Source organism: Parasphingomonas caseinilytica, from assembly GCF_036663755.1.
Taxonomy (GTDB): Bacteria; Pseudomonadota; Alphaproteobacteria; order Sphingomonadales; family Sphingomonadaceae; genus Sphingomonas.
Genome location: NZ_JAXOJL010000004.1, coordinates 73,739 through 94,385, shown reverse-complemented (window position 1 = coordinate 94,385; position 20,647 = coordinate 73,739). Strand labels below are relative to the sequence as shown.

Annotated in this window: 20 protein-coding genes; 9 read left to right on the top strand and 11 right to left on the bottom strand. The window is 66.2% G+C overall.

The features are described from left to right. Positions 1–33: 33 nt before the first annotated feature. Positions 34–489, bottom strand: coding sequence for a peptidylprolyl isomerase (locus U1738_RS10395; protein WP_332788985.1), 456 nt, complete (start codon positions 487–489; stop codon positions 34–36). A gap of 144 nt (positions 490–633) precedes the next feature. On the opposite strand from U1738_RS10395, the gene mgtE reads away from it, so the two are divergent. The 3 genes from mgtE (at position 634) to U1738_RS10380 (ending at position 3,048) form a co-directional block, all read left to right on the top strand. Next, positions 634–2,037 carry a magnesium transporter gene (gene mgtE, locus U1738_RS10390; protein WP_332788984.1) on the top strand — a complete coding sequence of 468 codons (1,404 nt, stop codon included), beginning with the start codon at positions 634–636 and terminating at the stop codon, positions 2,035–2,037. A 24-nt stretch (positions 2,038–2,061) separates the two neighbouring features. Further along, on the top strand, positions 2,062–2,502 hold the full coding sequence (locus tag U1738_RS10385; RefSeq protein WP_332788983.1) for a DUF1489 family protein: 441 nt from the start codon (positions 2,062–2,064) through the stop codon (positions 2,500–2,502). A gap of 81 nt (positions 2,503–2,583) precedes the next feature. Continuing rightward, complete coding sequence (locus U1738_RS10380; RefSeq protein WP_332788982.1) at positions 2,584–3,048, top strand: hypothetical protein; 465 nt, start codon at positions 2,584–2,586, stop codon at positions 3,046–3,048. A 248-nt stretch (positions 3,049–3,296) separates the two neighbouring features. On the opposite strand, the gene U1738_RS10375 is transcribed toward U1738_RS10380, so the two are convergent. The 3 genes from U1738_RS10375 to U1738_RS10365 form a co-directional block, all read right to left on the bottom strand. Then, complete coding sequence (locus U1738_RS10375) at positions 3,297–4,019, bottom strand: head GIN domain-containing protein (protein ID WP_332788981.1); 723 nt, start codon at positions 4,017–4,019, stop codon at positions 3,297–3,299. A 37-nt stretch (positions 4,020–4,056) separates the two neighbouring features. After that, complete coding sequence (locus U1738_RS10370; RefSeq protein ID WP_332788980.1) at positions 4,057–4,794, bottom strand: head GIN domain-containing protein; 738 nt, start codon at positions 4,792–4,794, stop codon at positions 4,057–4,059. A gap of 67 nt (positions 4,795–4,861) precedes the next feature. Continuing rightward, positions 4,862–5,560, bottom strand: coding sequence for a Crp/Fnr family transcriptional regulator (locus U1738_RS10365; RefSeq protein ID WP_332788979.1), 699 nt, complete (start codon positions 5,558–5,560; stop codon positions 4,862–4,864). A 175-nt stretch (positions 5,561–5,735) separates the two neighbouring features. Here U1738_RS10365 and murA point away from each other — a divergent pair, with 175 nt between their 5' ends. Continuing rightward, positions 5,736–7,019: a UDP-N-acetylglucosamine 1-carboxyvinyltransferase gene (murA, locus tag U1738_RS10360; protein ID WP_332788978.1), complete on the top strand. Its 1,284-nt coding sequence runs from the start codon at positions 5,736–5,738 to the stop codon at positions 7,017–7,019. Between the two features lie 134 nt (positions 7,020–7,153). Here the strand turns inward: murA and U1738_RS10355 are convergent, their stop codons facing one another. Beyond that, the gene (locus U1738_RS10355; RefSeq protein WP_332788977.1) at positions 7,154–7,669 is read right to left on the bottom strand and encodes a phosphoribosyltransferase; all 516 of its coding nucleotides are present in this window, start codon (positions 7,667–7,669) and stop codon (positions 7,154–7,156) included. Further along, positions 7,666–8,679, bottom strand: a complete 1,014-nt coding sequence (locus tag U1738_RS10350; protein ID WP_332788976.1) for an adenosine deaminase — start codon at positions 8,677–8,679, stop codon at positions 7,666–7,668. Before U1738_RS10350 ends, U1738_RS10355 begins: the two co-directional genes overlap by 4 nt. Before the next feature lie 192 nt (positions 8,680–8,871). On the opposite strand from U1738_RS10350, the gene U1738_RS10345 reads away from it, so the two are divergent. Further along, on the top strand, positions 8,872–9,777 hold the full coding sequence (locus tag U1738_RS10345) for a DUF5996 family protein (protein WP_332788975.1): 906 nt from the start codon (positions 8,872–8,874) through the stop codon (positions 9,775–9,777). Positions 9,778–9,901: 124 nt separating this feature from the next. On the opposite strand, the gene U1738_RS10340 is transcribed toward U1738_RS10345, so the two are convergent. The 5 genes from U1738_RS10340 to lgt form a co-directional block, all read right to left on the bottom strand. Then, entirely contained in the window at positions 9,902–11,236 is a 1,335-nt protein-coding gene (locus tag U1738_RS10340) for a cystathionine gamma-synthase family protein (RefSeq protein ID WP_332788974.1), read from the bottom strand. A 67-nt stretch (positions 11,237–11,303) separates the two neighbouring features. Beyond that, positions 11,304–12,077: a peptidoglycan editing factor PgeF gene (gene pgeF, locus U1738_RS10335; protein WP_332788973.1), complete on the bottom strand. Its 774-nt coding sequence runs from the start codon at positions 12,075–12,077 to the stop codon at positions 11,304–11,306. Next, positions 12,074–12,583, bottom strand: a complete 510-nt coding sequence (locus U1738_RS10330) for a GNAT family N-acetyltransferase (protein WP_332788972.1) — start codon at positions 12,581–12,583, stop codon at positions 12,074–12,076. The genes pgeF and U1738_RS10330 overlap by 4 nt, the downstream gene beginning before the upstream one ends. After that, on the bottom strand, positions 12,580–13,644 hold the full coding sequence (locus U1738_RS10325; protein WP_332788971.1) for a class I SAM-dependent methyltransferase: 1,065 nt from the start codon (positions 13,642–13,644) through the stop codon (positions 12,580–12,582). Before U1738_RS10325 ends, U1738_RS10330 begins: the two co-directional genes overlap by 4 nt. Positions 13,645–13,729: 85 nt before the next feature. Beyond that, entirely contained in the window at positions 13,730–14,602 is an 873-nt protein-coding gene (gene lgt / locus U1738_RS10320; RefSeq protein ID WP_332788970.1) for a prolipoprotein diacylglyceryl transferase, read from the bottom strand. A gap of 65 nt (positions 14,603–14,667) precedes the next feature. Between lgt and U1738_RS10315 the strand changes: the two genes are divergently transcribed. From U1738_RS10315 to phbB, 4 genes are all read left to right on the top strand, one after another. Continuing rightward, positions 14,668–16,350, top strand: coding sequence for a class I adenylate-forming enzyme family protein (locus U1738_RS10315; RefSeq protein ID WP_332788969.1), 1,683 nt, complete (start codon positions 14,668–14,670; stop codon positions 16,348–16,350). 151 nt (positions 16,351–16,501) lie between these two features. Continuing rightward, positions 16,502–18,745: a xanthine dehydrogenase family protein molybdopterin-binding subunit gene (locus tag U1738_RS10310; protein ID WP_332788968.1), complete on the top strand. Its 2,244-nt coding sequence runs from the start codon at positions 16,502–16,504 to the stop codon at positions 18,743–18,745. After that, positions 18,742–19,749 (top strand): ferrochelatase, encoded by a 1,008-nt coding sequence (gene hemH / locus U1738_RS10305; protein WP_332788967.1) that lies wholly within the window; start codon positions 18,742–18,744, stop codon positions 19,747–19,749. Before U1738_RS10310 ends, hemH begins: the two co-directional genes overlap by 4 nt. Before the next feature lie 36 nt (positions 19,750–19,785). Beyond that, on the top strand, positions 19,786–20,508 hold the full coding sequence (phbB, locus tag U1738_RS10300; RefSeq protein WP_332788966.1) for an acetoacetyl-CoA reductase: 723 nt from the start codon (positions 19,786–19,788) through the stop codon (positions 20,506–20,508). The last annotated feature ends 139 nt before the right edge of the window (positions 20,509–20,647 follow it).

Here is a 20,647-nt window from a genome sequence, read left to right as displayed (position 1 = left end):
CCCGTTCAGGGGAGGGGTCTTTGGAAGACAGGCTTAAGCGGCGCTCGCCTTGACGATCTTGCCCGGCGTGCGCGGCGGTTCGCCCTTGGGCAGCGCGTCGACCGCATCCATGCCGTCGGTCACTTCGCCCCACACCGTGTACTGGCCGTCTAGGAAGCGGGCATCGTCGAGGCAGATGAAGAACTGGCTGTTGGCCGAATTCGGGCTCTGCGATCGCGCCATCGAGGCCACGCCGCGAACGTGCGGCTCCTTGGAGAATTCGGCCTTCAGGTTCGGCTTCTCGGAACCGTGCATGCCGGTGCCGGTCGGATCGCCGCCCTGCGCCATGAAGCCGTCGATCACGCGGTGGAACACCACGCCGTCGTAGAAACCGTCATTGGCGAGTTCGCCGATGCGGGCGACATGTTCGGGCGCGAGATCGGGGCGAAGCTTGATCTTCACCTCACCGGTGTCGAGCGTCAGGGTCAGCGTTTCGAAAGTTTCGGCCATTTGGGGCTCCTGGGATTGGGATGCTGCGCAAGTAGCGATGCGTCACTTCAGTTGCAATGCGGGTGCGGAGCGCGTCCGGGCGGGGATGACGAACGCCGGCCCTTGGGTTAGGGCCGGGGCATCACAGGCATTTGGAGGTCGAAGATGAGCGAAGTCGACCTGATCCCCGAGGCGGACGAAGACGCCACCCAGCTCGATGAGGACGACCGGCTGAAGCCCGAATTCGTGCGCAAGGTGCTCGAGCGGGTCGAGGACGGCGATGCCGAGGCGGCGCGCGCGCTGGTCGAGCCGCTGCACCCGGCCGACATCGCCGATCTGTTCGAGCTCACCCCGAACGAACGCCGCGCCGATCTCGCCAAGGCGCTGACCGACCTGCTCGACGGCGACGTGTTCGCCGAGATGAACGATTACGTCCGCGAGGACCTGATCGATTCGCTCTCCGCGACGCAGGTGGCGGACATCGCCTCAGAACTCGATACCGACGATGCCGTCGCGATCATCGAGGACATGGAGCCGGAGGACCAGCGCGAGGTGTTGCGCGCGCTCGACCCGGACGATCGTGCCGCGATCGAGGAGGCGCTGAGCTATCCCGAGGAATCCGCCGGCCGCCTGATGCAGCGCGAGCTGATCGCGGTGCCCGAGCATTGGAGCGTCGGCGACGCGATCGATTATCTGCGCGGGCACGAGGAATTGACGACCGATTTCTGGGAGATCTTCGTAGTCGATCCCGCGCACAAGCCGGTCGGCACCTGCCAGCTATCGTGGATATTGCGCACGCCGCGCACCGTATCGATGGCCGATGTCATGAAGCGCGAACAGACGTTGATCCCGGTCGATATGGACCAGGAAGAGGTGGCGCTGCGGTTCCAGAAATATGCCTTGATCTCGGCCGCCGTGGTCGATCCGGGCGGGCGGCTGGTCGGCATGATCACGGTCGACGACATCGTGCACATCATTTCCGAGGAAGCGGGCGAGGATATCCTGCGCCTGTCGGGCGCGGGCGAAGGCGATATCAACGAGCCGATCGCGCTCACCGTGCGCACGCGCATCACCTGGCTGGTGGTCAATCTCGGCACGGCGATGCTCGCCGCGTCCGTCGTCGGGCTGTTTCAGGGCGAGATCGCGCGCTTCGCTTTACTCGCGGTGCTGATGCCGATCGTCTCGGGCATGGGTGGCAATGCCGGCACGCAGACGCTGGCCGTGGTCGTCCGCGCGCTCGCCACCAACCAGCTGACCAGTTCGAACACCGGCCGGATGATCGCGCGCGAATTCACCATCGCCGCGTCGAACGGCGCGATGCTCGGCGTGCTGATCGGCCTCGGCACATGGGTCATCTTCGGCAACCACGATCTGGCGATCGTCATCGCGATGGCGATGGTGATCAACAACCTCATCGCCGGGCTGGCCGGCGTGCTGGTGCCGGTGACGCTGGAACGGGCGGGCGTGGACCCGGCGGTGTCGTCCGCCGTGTTCGTCACGATGATGACCGACGTGATGGGGTTCCTGTCGTTCCTCGGCCTGGCAACCTTATGGGGCCTTGGCGGGTAGCGCCCGGCTCCCCAAATGCTTGAAATGCCTTCGAACACTGCACTGCATCTCACCAAAGTCGCGTTCGGCGTCGATAGTTTGGAAAGTTTCGTCGAACGCTGGCGCGCGCGGGAAGGCCTGCCACCCTACGAACTGACCACGCGCTATCTGCCCAAGCGGCACGCGGAAATCGCCGGGCCGGATGCGGACCCAGAAGCCGGCGGGGGATCGCTTTACTGGATCCTCAAGCATCAGTTGGTCGCGCGTTCGCGCATCGTGGGATTCGGCGAAGCCGAGGGCGGGCGCGTCGCAATCCGGCTCGATCCCAAACTCGTGCTGGTCCACGGCCGCCCGAAACGCGCGCATCAGGGCTGGCGCTACCTGGAAGGCACCGACGCCCCCGCCGATCTGGCCGAAGGCGCGGAACTGGACGAGGCGATGCCGGCGGGGCTGATCGGGAAATTGTCGGCGCTGGCTTTGATTTGAAGGCGCATTTTTGCCTAATCTCGGCCGTTCCGCAGCGTACTTACCGAGGCTAGAAGCAGACATCCCTAGCTGGAGCGAAATATGCCCGAAGACACTTGGCTAAGCGCGTTTGGCAAACCGTATGATCCGCGGCCCGCAATCGAAGCTTGGCGAGCCGGTCAGGTCGAAGCTGCCCTACAGGAGCTATGGGATCAGCTTTACCATCAAGGAACCGTCAATTCGGCGTCATATGCGGCAGTCGGAGAAATTGTCCGGGTGATGGAAGATCAGGTGAAGCCCGATTGGAACGCCTACTCGTTGGTGGCGTCGATTGAAGAAGGGCGCTTGGCTGAAGCCAGCCCGTCGGTTCCTTCCGAGCTCGAAAAGGACTACGAACAGGCTTGGGCTGCTATCCTCCCAATGGCGTTACGTGACCTCGGAGAAGCGAAGGACGACCTCGTCGTCAGAAGTGCCTTGGCCGTCATCGCGCATGCCAAAGGGCAGCATACGCTGGCAACGATTGCGCTTTGTACAGAAGACGAACGGGCAGAAATGCTGGGAGGGTAGCGTCCGGTTTGCGCCATTCTATCCCGAAAGCGGCCAGCCTAACTACCAAACCGGAAAAAACCTTTTGTTCTACAAGTTCGCTATCTGTCAGGTTTTGCCGCGTTCTTTCCTATCGTCGGTTGCCCAATCGGTTCCTGTGCCACGACAGCTCAATAGTGTGACTTTAGTGTGACCTTTGCCAATAAACAGGCAGCCCCGGCCGCGCGAAATCCCTCGCTGGTTTACCATCGAAATATCCCCGGTGCCTTTCAGTGCGCCGCCGCCGCCCCGCAAGTCACCGGCCCCTGCACATTCTTGTTCACCACGCACGTGGCCGTGCCCAGCACCGTTACCGCGCCTACGCCCGCCGCGTTGACGTTGGCGGTGTAGCGGGCGCGGGCGGTGGTTTCTCCGTTGCCGTCGGTGCGCAGGGTCAGATCGTCCGCGACGAGCTTGTCTGCCACGATCCGCGTCGTGCCGTTGGCACTCAGGCGGGCGCGCGCCGCCTTGCCGGCGAGGGTCAGCGTGCCCGATCCCGTTACCGATGCGATCAGCTGGTCGGCGGCGATTCCGCCGGCGGTCAGCGATCCGCTGCCGGTGAGCGCCAGCGTGATCCGCTGGCCGCGCATCGGGCCGGCGATGGTCAATTGCCCGCCGCCGATCACCGTCGCGCCGGTCAGGTTCGGCGTGGATACGCGGATCACGGTGGCCGTCGGGCTTTGCGTCGGCTTCTTTGCCGCCGCCTGTTCTTCCCAAGCACCGGTGCCGGCGCGGACGATCAGCGTATCGCCCTCGACGCGCAGATCGAGCCGGTCGGTGCTGCGCGTGTCGCCCTCGGCTTTGCCCGACGGCGCCTTGCCGAGCGTCAGTTCGACCTTGAACGGGCCGTCCACGCGGATGCGTTCGAAACTGCTGACCGAATAGGTCCGCTCGGCCGCACTGGCGGGAGCGGTAAGCAGCAAGAAGGGGGCGAGCGCGAGAAATCGGAACATGCCACCGGCATTCTCCGATTTCACCCGCTACGCAAGATCAGCCGCAGTTCGCGTCGCCCGATCCGATCTTCGACACCGAGCATTTGGCACCTTTGCCGAGATCGGCATCGCCGGAACCGACGATCGACACCTTGGCCGCACCGGTGACGTCCGCCTTCACGCTGCCCGATCCGGCGATGGAAACCTCCGCCCCGTCCGATTTCACGCCGGCGGCATCCACATCGCCCGATCCGGCGATGCTGACCTCCAGCGCGCGAACGCTGCCGGCGAGCTTCATCCCGCCCGATCCGGCGATATCGAACGTGCCTTTCTCGACGCTCAGCGCGGCGATCGACAGGTCGCCCGAACCGGCGGTGTTGGCGTCGAACGCCTGGCCCTCGACGCGGTCGATCGTCATGTTGCCGGATCCGGCGATGTTCGCCTTCGCGACGCGCGGCATCGTGACGTACACCGTCACCTTGGCCTTGCTGTTGTTGCCGCCGATCCAGCCCATGCCGTTCTTGTCGATCCGCCCGATCTTCAACTCGTCGCCGTCGCGCTCGATCTTCAACTTGTCGAGTTCTTCCGACGGCCCCTCGGCGCGAACCGAGAAACCGGTGCCGACGCGCACATCGACATCGTCCGATCCGCGCAAGGTGACGCCGGTGAAATCGGACACGGCGAAGGTGCGGGCGCTGCCATTGCCCGTGCCGGCGACGCCGGGCTTGGAATCATGCCCGTTCGATCCGAACGAGCAGGCAGCGAGCGGCAGCGCCGCGAGGATGATGAAGCGCACGGAAACTCTCCCAATGTGTATTGGGTATCTAACACACCGATCGGGCCCGCGCAAGACGGATGTCGGTTCAGCGCGCCTCGGGCAACCAGCCGAGATCCAGCCCGGCATAGCGATCGACGTAATTCGCCGCCCGCGCCAGCGCGCGTTCGTCGGTGAAGGCGAGGCGTCCGCCTTCGCGCGCGATCAGCTTTTCCTCTTCCAGCTGGCGCAGCATGCGGTTGACGTGAACGGCGGTCAGGCCGGTGGCGTCGCCGATCTCCTCCTGCGTCAGGCCGAGCACGAAACTGTCGCGGATGCTCTTGTCCATCATGCGCAGCCGGTTGCGCATCTCCAGCAGCACGGCAGCGACCCGCGCCTTGGCCGATGTGCGGCCCAATGCGGCAAGCCGGTCGGTCAGCGCGGCGCGTTCGATCTGGTTGTAGACCAGGATCAACGCGGCGAGGCGGGGATGCTCGGCGATCAGGCGCGACATGGCGGACCGCTCGAACGGGCACACCACGCAATCGGTCAGCGCGGTGATCGTCTCCGGCGCCTCGCGATAGACGAGGCTCGACACCGCGAGCATGTCGCCGGGAAACAGGAAGCGCAGGATCTGGCGACTGCCATCGTCGAGCAGCACCGACGTCATCATCGTGCCCTTGCGCAGCACGAACATCTCGCCCGCGCGATCGTTCTCGCGCACCAGCGTGCCGCCGCGACGCAGCGCGCGTTCACGCTCCTCGAGCCGTTGGAGGGTGGCGTTTTCGGACGGAGTCAGCGCGGCCATGCCGCTCAAGCGCTCCGCAAAACAACTCCCTGGCACCCGGTCCGTCCCCCCAATTGCATCCACCAAGAGCATCGCGCGGGAATCGCTGCATTAAAGTCGATCAAGCCGGATCGAGGATACGGCGAACGGGTGGCAGCGCACTTGCGCGGGCGGGGCCACGCGATAAAGCTTGTGCATGGACAGAATTCTCATTCGTGGCGGCAACCGCCTTTCCGGCCGCCTGCCGATTTCCGGTGCGAAGAACGCCGCGCTGACGCTGATGCCGTGTGCGCTGCTGACCGACGAGCCGCTGACGCTGCGCAATCTGCCACGCCTCGCGGATGTCGACAGTTTCGGCCATCTGCTCAACCAGCTTGGCGCATCGACCCAGATCGAGGGCAGCCGGCCGGAGGATTTCGGCCGCGTGATGACGATCCGCGCGGGCAAGCTGACCTCGACCGAAGCGCCCTATGACATCGTGCGCAAGATGCGCGCCTCGATCCTCGTGCTCGGGCCTTTGGTAGGGCGCGCCGGCGAGGCGACGGTGTCGCTGCCCGGCGGTTGTGCGATCGGCAACCGCCCGATCGATCTGCATCTGAAGGCGTTGGAGGCGATCGGCGCGGAGATCGAGCTGGCGGCGGGCTATGTGAAGGCGACCGCGCCGGGCGGGCGGCTATCCGGCGGACGCTATACCTTCCCGGTCGTGTCGGTCGGCGCGACCGAGAATGTCGTGATGGCGGCAGCGCTGGCGAAGGGCATTTCGATCATCGAGAATGCCGCACGCGAGCCGGAGATCGTCGATCTGTGCAATTGCCTGGTCGCGATGGGCGCGAAGATCGACGGGATCGGCACTGAGACGCTGACGATAGAAGGCGTCGATCGCCTGCACGGCGCGACCTATGCCGTGATGCCCGACCGGATCGAGGCGGGCAGCTATGCCTGCGCGGCGGCGATCACCGGCGGTTCGGTCGAACTGGTCGGCGTTGGTATGGACAATAACCGCGCCACGATCGCGGCGTTGGTCCAGGCCGGCGTGAGCGTAGAGGAGCGCGGCGGCAGCCTGTTCGTCGATGCGCCGGACCGGCTGGGGCCGCTGACGCTGTCCACCGCGCCGTTCCCCGGTTTCGCGACCGACATGCAGGCGCAGTTCATGGCGATGCTGACCAAGGCCGACGGTGCCAGCGTGCTGACCGAGACGATCTTCGAGAACCGCTACATGCACGTGCCGGAACTGGCCCGGATGGGCGCGGACATTCAGGTCAGCGGCCGCACCGCGATCGTGCGCGGCGTACCCCGGCTGACCGGCGCGCCGGTAATGGCGACCGATCTGCGCGCGTCGATGAGCCTGATCATCGCCGGACTGGTGGCGGAAGGGCAGACCGAGGTCGGCCGCGTGTATCACCTCGATCGCGGCTACGAGCGGCTGGAAGAGAAATTGCAGGCGGTCGGCGCGGATATCGAGCGCGTCGGGGACGGCTGAACCGCCGTCATCCCGGACTTGATCCGGGATCCAACGTGCCGCAACGGCAGCCTTCACGCCTCTTTGTTTTCACCAAGCCGCTTGATGGATCCCGGATCAAGTCCGGGATGACGGCTTGAGTTTGGGGGGTGGCCCTACGCGATCCGCTCCGGCACCGCCGCTGCATCCTCGGCGATCACCGCGTCCGGCGCGACCGCTTCCCATGGGAAGATGAACCAGTCCTTCGTCACGCGGCGGTCGATCGTGCGGGCGCGGTAATCGACGGTCTGCGCGGAACTGACATTGTCGATCAGGGTGGCGAAGCGGATGCTGCCCGCCACCGCGTCGCCATCGGCCAGCTTCTCGCGCAGATGGGCGATGGTGCGGCCCGAATCGTTGATATCGTCGAGGAACAGCAGGCGTTCGCCGGTGTGGGTGCGCTTGGCCAGCTTCACCAAAGGCTCGTCGGCGAAGTCTTTCACCTGGCTCGAATAATCCACCGACAGCATCGGCAAGCCGGTCGCGTGGCTGAGGAACACCGCGGGGGCGAGGCCGCCACGGCCGATGCCGATAATGAAATCGGGCTTCCAGTCGTCATCGGCCAGCAACGCCGCCAGCGTGTGGATCGCGGCGACGAATTCGGCCTGCTCGATCGGCGTGAAGATCGTCATGCGGCCTGCTCCACATAGGCATCGAGTTTGGCGAGATGGCCTGCGACCACATCGTCCGGCAGGAAGCTGCCGAGGAAGGAATTGCGCGCCAGCAAGGCCAGATCGCCCCGGTCCAGCCCGCGTGCGGCGGCGGCGGCGCGGTAATTGTCGGCGATATACCCGCCGAAATAGGCCGGATCGTCGGAATTGATCGTCGCGCGCAGCCCCTCGCGCAGCATGCGATCGATCGGGTGATCGGCCATGTCGTCCACGACGCAGAGCTTGAGGTTGGACAGCGGGCACACCGTCAGCGTCATGCCGATCCGCGCCAGACGGGCGGTGAGCACCGGGTCCTCAAGGCTGCGATTGCCATGGTCGAGCCGATCGATATGCAGCAGGTCGAGCGCCTGATGGACGTATTCGGGCGGGCCTTCCTCGCCGGCATGCGCGACCAGCTTCAGCCCGAGCGCGCGGGCGGCGGCGAAGACGCGGGCGAACTTCTCCGGCGGATGGCCGAGTTCGGACGAATCGAGGCCGACCGCGTCGATCCGGTCAAGCCACGGTTTCGCCGCTTCCAGCGTGGCGAAGGCGTCGTCTTCGTCGAGGTGGCGCAGGAAGCTCATGATCAGCTTCGAGGTCAGGCCGTGCTTCGCCTCCGCCTCGGCCATGCCGGCGAGCAGGCCTTCGATCACCGTGGCGAAGGGAATGCCGCGCGCGGTATGCGTCTGCGGATCGAACATGATCTCGGCATGGACCACGCCGTCCGCCGCCGCGCGATCGAAATAGGCGACGGCGAGGTCGCGGAAATCGTCCCGCTCGCGCAGCACGTCGGCTCCCGCATAATAGATGTCGAGGAAATCCTGCAGGTTGGAAAAGGCATAGGCCGCGCGCACATCCTCGATGCTGGCGAAGGGAATCGCGACCTGATTGCGCTTGGCCAGTGCGAACATCAGTTCGGGCTCCAGGCTGCCCTCGATATGCAGATGGAGTTCGGCCTTGGGCAGGCCGGCGATGAAGTCGATGGCGGTCATCGTCGCTTCATCGCCGGGTTGTGGTCGCGGGGCAAGCGGGGCGGGGCATTTTTGCGCGGTAGGTGAGGCCAGGCTGAGGTCAACGCCAACACCATGTCATCGGTGGGGGACACCTTGACCGATTGCGCGTAAGGTAAGGGCGATATCTCTTTTCCGGAGCCACCCGATGCCCGAAGCTTGGCCCGAAATCGATTGGCCGCGCTGGCGAGAGACATCGCCTTGCAATTGCGTACCCAGATCGTTGGCAAGATCCGCCTCGCCCTGACGCCGTGGCTCAACCATAGCTGGCATGTGCCGCTCTATGTTTCGGCACGGGGCCTGACGACATCGCCGATCCGGCTCGGCGCGCGCATTCTTGAGATCGAGTTCGATTTTCTCGCTGATAGCCTTACGTTCCGGACCAGTGACGGTGAAGAGCGCTGCATTCCGCTCGCTGCTGGCCGGATCGCCGATTTTCACGCCGCAGTGCTCGTGGTGCTGGCCGACCTCGACGTTGAAGTTACGATTGATGGTAGCCCAAGCGAGATGCTAAACGCAGTCCCGTTCGCCGAAGATCACGTCGAGCGCCCGTACGACGGGGATACCGCTCGTGATTTCTGGCACGCGCTGATCCAGGCGACGCGTGTGTTTGACGACTTCCGCACGGGCTTTCTCGGCAAGGCCAGCCCTACGCACTTCTTCTGGGGCAGTTTTGATCTCGCCTCGACACGCTTTTCGGGCCGCACCGCACCGCGCCATCCAGGCGGCGTTCCCGGCCTGCCGGACGCGGTGACGGTCGAAGCCTATAGCGACCAAGAATCCAGCCTCGGCTTCTGGCCTGGAAGCGACGCTTATCCGCATCCGGCCTTCTATGCTTACGCTTGGCCCGCACCGGCCGGTTACGCCGAGGCGCGCGTCGCGCCCGATGCGGCCCACTATGACGCGGATCTAGGTGAGTTCATCCTGCCTTACAACGCGGTGCGCACCGCGTCGGATCCGGATGCCGCTTTGCTGTCCTTCTGCCGGTCCACTTACGATGCTGCCGCTGATCTCGGGGAATGGGATCGCGGCAGCCTCGAATGCCCTCTCGGCCGCCCGAGGGTGCCGCGGACCGTCTGACGCGCGGCCGGCGATTCGTACGCATCGCGGCCGAACGATGCCTTGACCGCCAATGTGAACGGGACAGGCGGCTTACCTGAGTTGGGCGTCTGCAACCGGAGTGTCCGGCCAGACGCCCCCGCCTTCAGATTGCGTCCAATGCCTGGGTGAAGTCCGCGATCAGATCGTCCGCGTCTTCCACGCCGATCGAGATGCGCACGAGGTTGTCGGTGATGCCCAGCGCCTGCTTCCGCGCCTCGGGAACGGACAGATGCGTCATCGCCGCCGGGTGCGAGGCCAAGGTCTCGGTGCCGCCCAGCGACACTGCCAGCTTGGCGATCTTCAGCGCATCGAGGAACGCGAACGCCTCCTTCTCGCCACCCTTCACGATCAGCGAGAATGTCGATCCTGCACCGGTGCAATGGCGGGCGTAGATGTCCGCCTGCCGTTCCATGCCGGGCGTATCGGCAAGGAAGCCGAGATAGCCGACGCGCTCGACCTTCGGGTGCGAGCGCAGGTAATTGCACACCTTCACCGCATTCTCGCCCGCGCGGCTCATGCGCAGTTCCAGCGTTTCGAGGCTGCGCATCAGCATCCAGGCAGTGTTGGGGTCGCAGATCGTGCCGATCGTGTTGCGCATCAGGCGGATCGTGTTGATGTGCGCCTTCGATCCCAGCACGCCGCCGGCGACGAGATCGCTATGCCCGCCGGCATATTTGGTCAGCGAATAGACCACGATGTCGGCACCGTGTTTCAGCGGTTGCAGCCAGAGCGGGCCGAGGAAGGTGTTGTCGATCGCGATCGGCGGCTTGACGTCGCCGGTGAAGATCGCGTCGCGGCTGGCCGCCACGGCCTGAATATCGACCAGGGCATTGGTCGGGTTGGCCGGGCTTTCGAGATAGATGAGCGCGACATTGCCGGCCTGCGAGGCCTGGGTCAGCACCGCATCGATTTCCTCGCGCGTCGCGCCGGCTGGGAAGTCGAGCCAGTTGACGCCGAACTTGCCGAGGATGCGGCCGATCAGGGTTTCCGTTGCGGCGTAGAGCGGGCCGGAATGGACGATCGTGTCGCCCGGCTTGACCATCGACAGGAAGAGCGTGGCGATGGCGGACATGCCGGAGGAGAAGACAAGCGCGTCCTCCGCCTCTTCCCACACGCCGAGCCGGTCCTCGAGGATTTCCTGGTTCGGGCCGTTGAAGCGCGAATAAACCAGTCCTTCCGATCCGCCGGGACGCTTGCCGGTGACGCCCTCGAAATGGCGCTTGCCGGCGGCGGCGTTGGGGAAGACGTAGGTCGAGGTGGCGAAGATCGGGGGTTTCAGCGATCCTTCCGACAGCATCGGATCATAGCCATGGCCCATCATCATCGTGGAGGGCTTCAGCTTGCGGTCGCCGATCGTCTCGATCGAGGCGTTGGGCTTGGTGCGGGCGGCGACGCCGGTCAGGTCGACTTCAGTCTGTTCGGGGGTCTGGTCGGGCATTGGATACTCCTGCGTCCGCCCGTCTGATGCGGGCAATATGGTAACGCCTGTAACCGAATTGCCGAGCTCAGGCGATGCCGATGATCGAAATTTGCCGGCCATAGCCGGTTTCGCCGGCATGCGTGGCGCGGCGGAAGCTGAAGAAACGATCCGCATCCGGATAAGTGTCCAACCCCAGTGCCTCGATCCGTGTCAGCCCGGCGGTGGCGAGGCGGTGGACGACATAGGCCTCCAGATCGAATTGCTGATGGCCGGGCTTGCCGGGTGCGAAGAAGCGTTCGTTCGCCGGGTCTTCGTGCTCGAACGTGCGGACGAAGGTGTCGTCCACCTCGTAACTGGCGCGCGCGATGCACGGGCCGATCGCGGCGGCGATCCGGTCGCGTTTCGCGCCGAGTGCCTCCATCGCGGCGATGGTCGAATCCGTCACGCCGCCGATCGCGCCTTTCCACCCGGCATGTGCCGCGCCGACCACGCCCGCCTCGACATCGGCGAACAGCACCGGCGCGCAATCGGCGGTGATGATGCCGAGCGCGAAACCGGGCCGATCGGTGACGAGCGCATCGGCGCGGGGACGCAACCGGTCCTCGTACGGCGCGAGCACCGTGACGCAATCGGCGGAATGGATCTGATAGGGCGAGAGCAACTGCGCGCCGGGCAACACGGCCTCCATCGCCCGCGCGCGATTGGTGACGACAGCGTCGCGGTCGTCGTCCGATCCGATCCCGACGTTCAGCCCGGCATAGAGCCCGGTCGAGACGCCGCCGCGCCGGCCGAGAAAGCCATGAGCCACGCCGTCCAGCGCGCGCGCGGGAATGACCTCGATGGGTTCGGATGCGCTCACAATACCAGTCGCATCAGGTTGTCGTCGTCCACCGTTTCGCCCACGCGAAAGGCGTAGCGGCCGATATCGCGGAAGCCATAACGTTCGTAGAAACGGTGCGCGCGGTGATTGTCGACATAGACGCTGAGGATCACTTCCTTGGCACCGTGGCTGCGGCTGTGTTCCAGCGCCCAGGCCATCAGTTCCTGCGCGACTCCCTGCCCCTGCCATGGGCCGAGGACGTAGAATTGGTAAAGCTCGATCGCGTCGGGGCGCCATTCGCCGGGGAAGGTGACGGGCCCCATCTTGACGAAGCCGATGATCGCATCGTCCTCCAGCGCGAGGCGGACGGCGAAATCGGGATCGGAGAGTTGCGCGGCGAGACCGTTCGCGCCGAACGCCTCATCCAGGAAGGCGGCGAGATCGGACTGGCGATAGAGCGTGCCGAACGTCTCGGTGAAGCTGCGCCGCGCCATGGCCGACAGCGCCGGGCCGTCGATGGCGCGCGCATCGCGATAGGTGATCATGCGAAACCTTCCGGGTCGGGCCAGCCCGGCGCGGTGATCGCGATGGCCTTGAACAATGTGCCCATCGTCTCGACCAGCCGGTCGCGATCGGCGGCGATGGCGGTGGCGCGATCGGGCGTGGCCGTGGCGAGCGTGGCGGCGCGCGGGGCGATGCCCAGCCGGGTGAGGAACGCGCCCTGGTCGGCTGGTCCGTGGCCGCCTGCGCCGAGCGTGATCGCGGCGGCGAGCAGGGTGGCGAAATCGACATGCGCGGTCAGATCGTGATCGCCGGGGGCCTCGAACGGGTTGGCGAATTTATGCGCGCGCATCGCCTGCAGCGTGTCGCCGATCGCTGGCCCCTCATAGCCGTAATCGATCGCCAAGAATGCGCCGCCCTGCGCGACGATGCGGGTGGTGAGATCGCGCATGATGCCGACACTGGCGGGCGAGGTTTCGACGATCGATCCGGGCGGAGCATCGCGTAAGGGTTCGGGCAGGACGGTGTCGGGCACCTGCCGGCCCGCGATCGGCAGGAACAGAATATCCTGGCACGCGACGTACCGTTCGTGCCAGCCGCCGATCGTGCGGACGAGCTGGCGGATCGGCAGCGCGTCGAAGAATTCGTTGGCGATGACGATCAGCGGGAGATCGGTGGGGAGGGTGGCGACGCTGTCGTGCCATGTCGCGTCCGGCACGCGCTCGGCCTGCGCCTTGCGGAGCGTGGGGCTGGTTTCGACGAAATGGACCGGCGGCGCGAGGCCCGCCTTGCCCATCGCCCGTAGCGCATCGGCGGCGAGCGTGCCGCGGCCCGGGCCGAGTTCGACCCAGGCGACGTCCGGCCGGCCCGCACGGTCCCACAGGTCGGCGCACCACAGGCCGATCAGTTCGCCGAACATCTGGCTGATTTCGGGCGACGTGGTGAAATCGCCGCCCGCGCCGAGCGGATCGCGCGTCGCGTAATAGTGCGCGTTGGCGGCGGCCATGTACTGCGCGATCGAGATCGGCCCCGCCAGCGTGATCGCGCGGGCGAGCCGGTCTGGCAGCGGCGTTTCCAGATTGGGGTAAGGGGCGGGATCGGTCATTGGCAGCGCCACATGCCCTCCCCCAGCCCCTCCCGCAAGCGGGAGGGGATTTAAGAGCTCTTCCTTCTTGCAATGAGGAGATGCGTTACGCCACGCTCTCGCTGCCGGCGATCGGTTCGATCCGCTCTCTGCGCCCGGCCGAGGTGGCGATCAGATACGCGCCGCCGAGGATCATCGGTACGCACAGCCATTGCCCCATATGCAGGCCGCTTGCCTGGACGAAGGTGCCGGCGAACTGCGCATCGGGTTCGCGGAAGAATTCGACGATGAAGCGCGCGACGCCGTAGCCGAGCACGAACAACCCGACGAGCCGGCCCGGCGCATAGCGCGCCTTGGTCTTCCAGAATGCGAACCACAGGATTGCGAACAACAGGATGCCCTCCAGCCCCGCTTCGTAAAGCTGGCTCGGATGGCGCGCGACATCGTCGCCGGTGCGCGGGAAGACGATGGCCCAGGCGACATTGGCGGGCTTGCCCCAGAGTTCGCCGTTCACGAAATTGGCGAGGCGACCGAACAGCAGGCCGAGCGGCACGACGCAGGCGACGTAATCGTGGATGCGCAGCCAATTCAATTTATTGGCGCGCGCGAACAGGATCAGCGCGAGGCTGGTGCCGATCACCCCGCCATGGAACGACATGCCGCCGTCCCACAATTTGAACACCTGCCACGGGCTGAGCAGCATGTCCGGCGCGTAGAAGATCACATAGCCGAGCCGCCCGCCGAGGATGATGCCGAGCGTCGCGTAGAAGACAAGATCGTCGGCATGGCGCCGGGCCATCGGCGCGCCGGGCTGGGCGAGCAGTTTCAGCAGATACCACCAGCCGCTGAGGATGCCGGCGATATAGGCCAGCGAATACCATTTGATCTGGAAGAAGCCGAGATTGATCGCCACGGGATCGAGCCCGAGATCGGCGAAACGGAGGTGCGGCTGGACGGCGGCGACGGCAGACAGGATCAAGGCTTTTCCCCGGGCTTTGGTGTCTCCATAAGGGGGGCCGGCGACAAGACCAAGCGGAGAGAATGATGCGGACGACACTCGACCAGCGAATGGACGATGGATTGGCCGCGCTGACGGCCGTGCAGATGCCGCTGGGCGAGATCGTGCTGAACGGGGTGACGCTGCCGACGATCGCGGTCGCGCCGCCGGCTCTGTCCTATTATTTCGCGCATTATGCCGCCGAGCATAAAGATGCGACGTTCCTCGTGTCGGGCGCGGAGCGGCTGACCTTCGGGCAGGTGTATGACGAGGCGCAGCAGGTCGCGCACACGCTCGTCGGCCGGATCGCGGTCGGCGACCGGGTCGGCATCGCGATGCGCAATTCGCCGTCGTGGATCGCGCTATACATGGGCATCACGATGGCCGGCGGCGTCGCGTGCCTGCTCAACGGCTGGTGGCAATCGGCGGAACTGGCCGAGGCGATCGCCGAGGTGGAATGCGGGCTGGTCTTCGCCGACGGGCCGCGCGCGAAGCGGCTGGCCGGGATCGAGGGATTCACCGTGCCGGTGGTCGCGATCGACGACACCCTGCCGCTGGGCGAAGCGCTGGCGACGGTGACGCAGGACGCGGCGGACGTGGCGCTGCCCGCGCTCGGCGGGGATCATAATGCGACGATCCTGTTCACCTCCGGCTCCACCGGCCAGTCGAAGGGCGCGCTCAGCGATCATCGCGCGGTGTTGCAGGCGGTGTTCAACTATCTGGCGCAGGCGCTGGTGATGCTCGGCATCGCCACCGAAGACGGCAAGCCGCCGACGACGCAGCCCTGCACCCTGCTCAACGTGCCGCTGTTCCATGTCACCGCCGAGGTGCCGGTGTTCCTGCAAAGCTTCGCGATGGGGCGCAAACTCGTGCTGATGCCGAAATGGGATGCCGAGGAGGCGATGCGGCTGATCCAGGCGGAGGGCGTGACCTATTTCGTCGGCGTGCCGCTGATGAGCTTCGAGATCCTGACCCACCCCAATCGCGCGCAATACGATTTGTCCACCGTCACCGATTTCGCCGCCGGCGGTGCGCCGCGCCCGGTCGATCACGTCCGGCGGATCAAGGAGGAGATGGGCGGGGGCGCGCCGTTGCTGGGCTATGGCCTGACCGAGACCAACGGCATAGGCTGCGGCAATTGGCGCGACAATTATCTCGCCAAGCCGAACTCGACCGGACGCGCCTCGGCACCTTTGGTCGATCTGGCGATCCTCGACGGCGCCGGCCGCGCGGTCGCGCAGGGCGAGCGTGGCGAGGTCGGCATCCGATCGGTGTGTAACTTCAAGGAATATTGGGGCCGGCCCGAGGCGACCGCCGCCGCCTTCACCGCCGACCGCTACTTCCTGACCGGCGATATCGGCTATCTCGATCCCGAAGGGTATCTGTTCATCGTCGATCGCAAGAAGGACATCATCATCCGCGGCGGCGAGAACATCTCCTGCCAGGAGGTCGAGGCGGCGATCTACGAGAATCCGCGCGTGGCGGAAGCGGCGGTGTTCGGCCTGGCCGACGAGCGTTTCGGCGAGGTGCCGGCGGCGGTGGTGGTGTACCGCCCGGGCGAGGAACTGACGGCCGACGAACTGTGCGCGTACCTGTTCGCGCACATCGCGGCGTTCAAGGTGCCGCAGCGGATCTGGACGTCGCTGGAGCCGTTGCCGAGGTTGGGGACGGAGAAGATCGACAAGGTTTCGCTTAAGGCGACGTATCGGGCTTTGGCGGGGGTTGGCTAAGCTCCCCTCCCTGGAAGGGAGGGGCCGGGGGTGGGTCGCCCTCGTGGGAACGCCGTCCTCACCTCATACCAACCCACCCCCAAACCCTCCCTTCCAGGGAGGGGAGAAAGAGCGCCTTCCCCCACTCCCCCGCCCGCGATAGAGCATCGACATGAGCGCCCGCGACACCCTCGCCCGGATCGACCGGCGCACCTTGCTGATCGGCGGTGGGGCGGGCGTCGGTTTGCTGGTCGCATGGGCCGTGTGGCCGCGCGATTATGCGTCGAACCTGACGGCGGTGAAGGGCGAGACGGTGTTCGGCGCCTGGCTGAAGATCGGCGAGGACGGGCATGTCACCGTCGCGGTGCCGCAATGCGAACATGGCCAGGGCGTCTACACCACGCTGCCGCAGATCCTGGCCGACGAACTCGGCGCGGACTGGCGCACCGTCGGCGTGCAGCCCGCGCCGCTCAACCCGCTTTATGCCAATGCGCTGGGCGCGGACGAATTGTTCGAGGGCGCGTTTGCTGCGCTGCCCGCGCCTTTGCGCGCCGGGCATGTCCAGCGGGCGGCGCTGGTGCTGACCGGCGGATCGACCTCGGTGCGGGCATTCGAGGATGTGTTGCGGGCGGCGGGTGCTGCGGCACGCATTCTGCTGAGCAAGGCGGCGGCGGCGCGCTGGGGCGTGGACTGGCAATCGTGCGGCGCGAGCGCCGGCTTCGTCGTGCACGGCGACAAGAAATTGCGCTTCGCCGAACTGGCGGCCGAGGCGGCGGGCGGCAAGGTGCCGCATCCGATCCCGTTGCGCGGAGACGGCGGAAGCGATCGCCTCTACGGCAAGTCGCTGCCGCGGCTGGACGTGCCGGCCAAGGTGGATGGATCGGCCAATTTCGCGGGCGACATCCGCCTGCCCGACATGGTCTTCGCCAGCATCCGCCAGGGTCCGGTGGGCGACAGCAAGCTGATCCGCGTCGATCGCGCCGCCGCCGACAAGGTGCGCGGCGTGCTGGCGGTGGTGACGAACGACCGCTGGGTCGCGGCGGTGGCGAACAATTGGTGGGCGGCGAACGTCGCGCTCGATGCGCTGAAGCCGCGCTTCGCCACGACCGGCGCGATCATCGGCACCGCATCGATCGATGCCGCCTTGACCGCCGCGCTGGACGGTCCGGGCACGCGCATGGCGTCGCAGGGCGATCTCTCGGCGGCGTTCAAGGGCGCGAACGTGGTGACGGCGGAATATCGCGTCGGGCTGGCCACGCATGCTGCGATCGAGACGATGACCGCGACCGCGCAGTATTCCGGCGGGCGTCTTGAATTGTGGATGCCGACCCAGGCCCCCGGCCTCGCCCGCGCCGCCGCCGCGGCCACGCTCGGCATCGCGGAAGACGATGTGGTGGTGCATGCGATGCTCGCCGGGGGATCGTTCGGGGCCAATCTGGAGCATCTCGTCGCCGAACAGGCGGCGCTTCTGGCGCGCGAGCTGAAGCGGCCGGTGCAACTCGTCTGGTCGCGCAGCGAGGATCTGCTGCACGATCGCTATCGTCCGCCCGCCGCCGCGCGCATGACCGCGCGTCTGGCGGCGAACGGGCAGATCACCGGCTGGCTCGCCAAGATCGCCGCGCCCGCGACGGGCCGGGAACTGGCCGCGCGGCTGATGCCGGGGGACCGGGTCGCCAATCTTGCGATGAAGGCCGTGAGCCGTGGCGATGCCTATGCCGTGGGCGGGGCGAAACCCTTCTACCGCATCCCGAGTTTCGCGGTCGATCATCACCCGGCGGAGATCGGCGTGCCGACCGGCCATTGGCGATCGGGGGCGCACAGCTACACCTGCTTTTTCACCGAATGCTTTCTCGACGAACTGGCGCACGTCGCCAATTCCGAGCCGTTGTCGTACCGGATCGGCATGCTCGGCGGGGATGCGCGGCTGGCGCGGTGCCTGTCCACCGCCGCCTCGCTCGGCGGCTGGGAGGGCGGCATTCCGGGCAGCGGGCAGGGCATCGCCTGCCACAGCTTCCGGGGCAGCTATATCGCCGTATTGGTCGAGGCGCATATCGGCGAGGGGCAGGCGATCAGCGTCGACCGCATCGTCGCGGCGGTGGATTGCGGGCGGCAGGTGAACCCGGACGTGGTGTTGCAGGCGATCGAGAGCGGGCTGATCTTCGGCATGGCGCAGGCGATCGGCGCGTCCACCGGCTTTACCGAGAACCTCGCCGACGCGCGGGGTTTCGGCGATCTCGGCCTGCCGCGCCTCGCCGATACGCCGGACATCACGGTGGAACTGATCCGCAGCGAGGCCGAACCCGGCGGGGTGAGCGAACTCGCCGTGCCGCCGGTCGCCCCCGCCATCGCCAACGCGCTGCAATCGGCGACGGGCTTCCGCCTGCGTGGCCTGCCGCTCAGACCCGGAGAAAGATGATCCTGCCCCCCCAACACCCCGTAATCCCGCGCCCGAAGATCGGTGTGCTGCTGACCAATCTCGGCACGCCGGACGGGCCGGATGCGAAATCGGTGAAGCGGTATCTGCTGGAATTCCTGTCCGATCGGCGCGTGGTGGAGATTCCGCCGATCGCGTGGCAGCCGATCCTGCGCGGCATCATCCTGAACACGCGGCCGAAGAAATCCGCGCATGCCTATGGGTTGGTGTGGCGCGAGGATGGATCGCCGCTTGCCGCGATCACGCGGTTGCAGGCGGCGGGGTTGCGCGACGCGTTCGGGCCGGGCGTGCTGGTCGATTGGGCGATGCGCTACGGCAATCCGTCGATCGTCGATCGGCTGGCGGCGATGAAGGCGGCGGGGTGCGAGCGCATCCTGATCGCGCCGCTCTATCCGCAATATTGCGCCGCGACGACCGCGACTGCGAACGACAAGGCGTTCGAGGCGCTGGCGAAGATGCGCTGGCAGCCGGCATTGCGCACGCTGCCGCCCTATCATGACGATGCGGGCTATATCGCGGCGCTGAAGGCTTCGGTCGAACAGGGGCTGGCGGGGCTGGATTTCGAGCCCGACACCATCGTCGCCAGCTTCCACGGCATGCCGCAGCGGACGCTGGAACTGGGCGATCCGTATCACTGTCATTGCCAGAAGACCGCGCGGTTGCTGGGCGAGGCGATGGGGCGCGAAGTGACGATCGCGTTCCAGTCGCGCTTCGGGCGCGCGAAATGGCTGACGCCGGCGACCGATACGACGCTCGAGGCGCTGCCGGGCAAGGGCGTGAAGAAGGTCGTGATCTTCGCGCCGGGCTTTTCGGCCGACTGCCTGGAAACGCTGGAGGAACTGGCGATTCGCGGGCGCGAGAGCTTCGAGCAGGCGGGCGGCACGCACTTCGCCTATCTGCCGTGCCTGAACGACAGCGACACCGGCATTGATATGTTACGAACCTTGATCGCGCGGGAGCTTGAAGGCTGGACGCCGAGGCCGTAGCGTCGGCCCGGGAACAGTAGAATCCAGGAGAGTGATATGGCACGCGTCGCAATCGTAACCGGAGGTACGCGTGGTATCGGCGAGGCGATCAGCCTTGCGCTGAAAGAGATCGGGCTGACCGTCGCGGCGAACTATGCCGGCAACGACGAACGCGCGCGGGAATTCAGCGAGCGCACCGGGATCAAGGCCTATAAGTGGGACGTCAGCGATTACGACGCCTGCCAGGCCGGTTGCGCGCAGGTCGCCGCGGAGCTGGGCGATGTGGATGTCGTCGTCAACAATGCCGGCATCACGCGCGACGGCACCATCCTGAAGATGACGTATCAGGATTGGAAAGAGGTGATGGACACCAATCTTGGCGGCTGCTTCAACATGGCCAAGGCGGTCTTCCCCGGCATGCGCAACCGCAAATGGGGCCGGATCGTCAATATCGGATCGATCAATGGCCAGGCCGGGCAATATGGCCAGGTGAATTATGCCGCGGCGAAATCGGGCATTCACGGCTTCACCAAGGCGCTGGCGCAGGAAGGCGCGCGGGCCGGCGTGACGGTGAACGCGATCGCGCCGGGCTATATCGACACCGACATGGTCGCGGCGGTGCCGGCGGACGTGCTGGAGAAGATCGTGGCGAAGATCCCGGTCGGTCGCCTGGGCCAGGCCCACGAGATCGCGCGCGGCGTGGCGTTCCTGTGTTCGGAAGAGGGCGGGTTCGTCACCGGCTCCACGCTGAGCATTAATGGCGGGCAACATATGTACTGACGGGCGCAGGGGCGACCGCGTTCGCCCCGATGCTCGCAAGAGCGAGCAGCGCCCGGCACGGCCGGCGGACGGGGTAACACCCCGATCCGGCCGACGGCTTTGCCGGCGGCGTTGGGACAATACCCAGTGCCTCTACTGA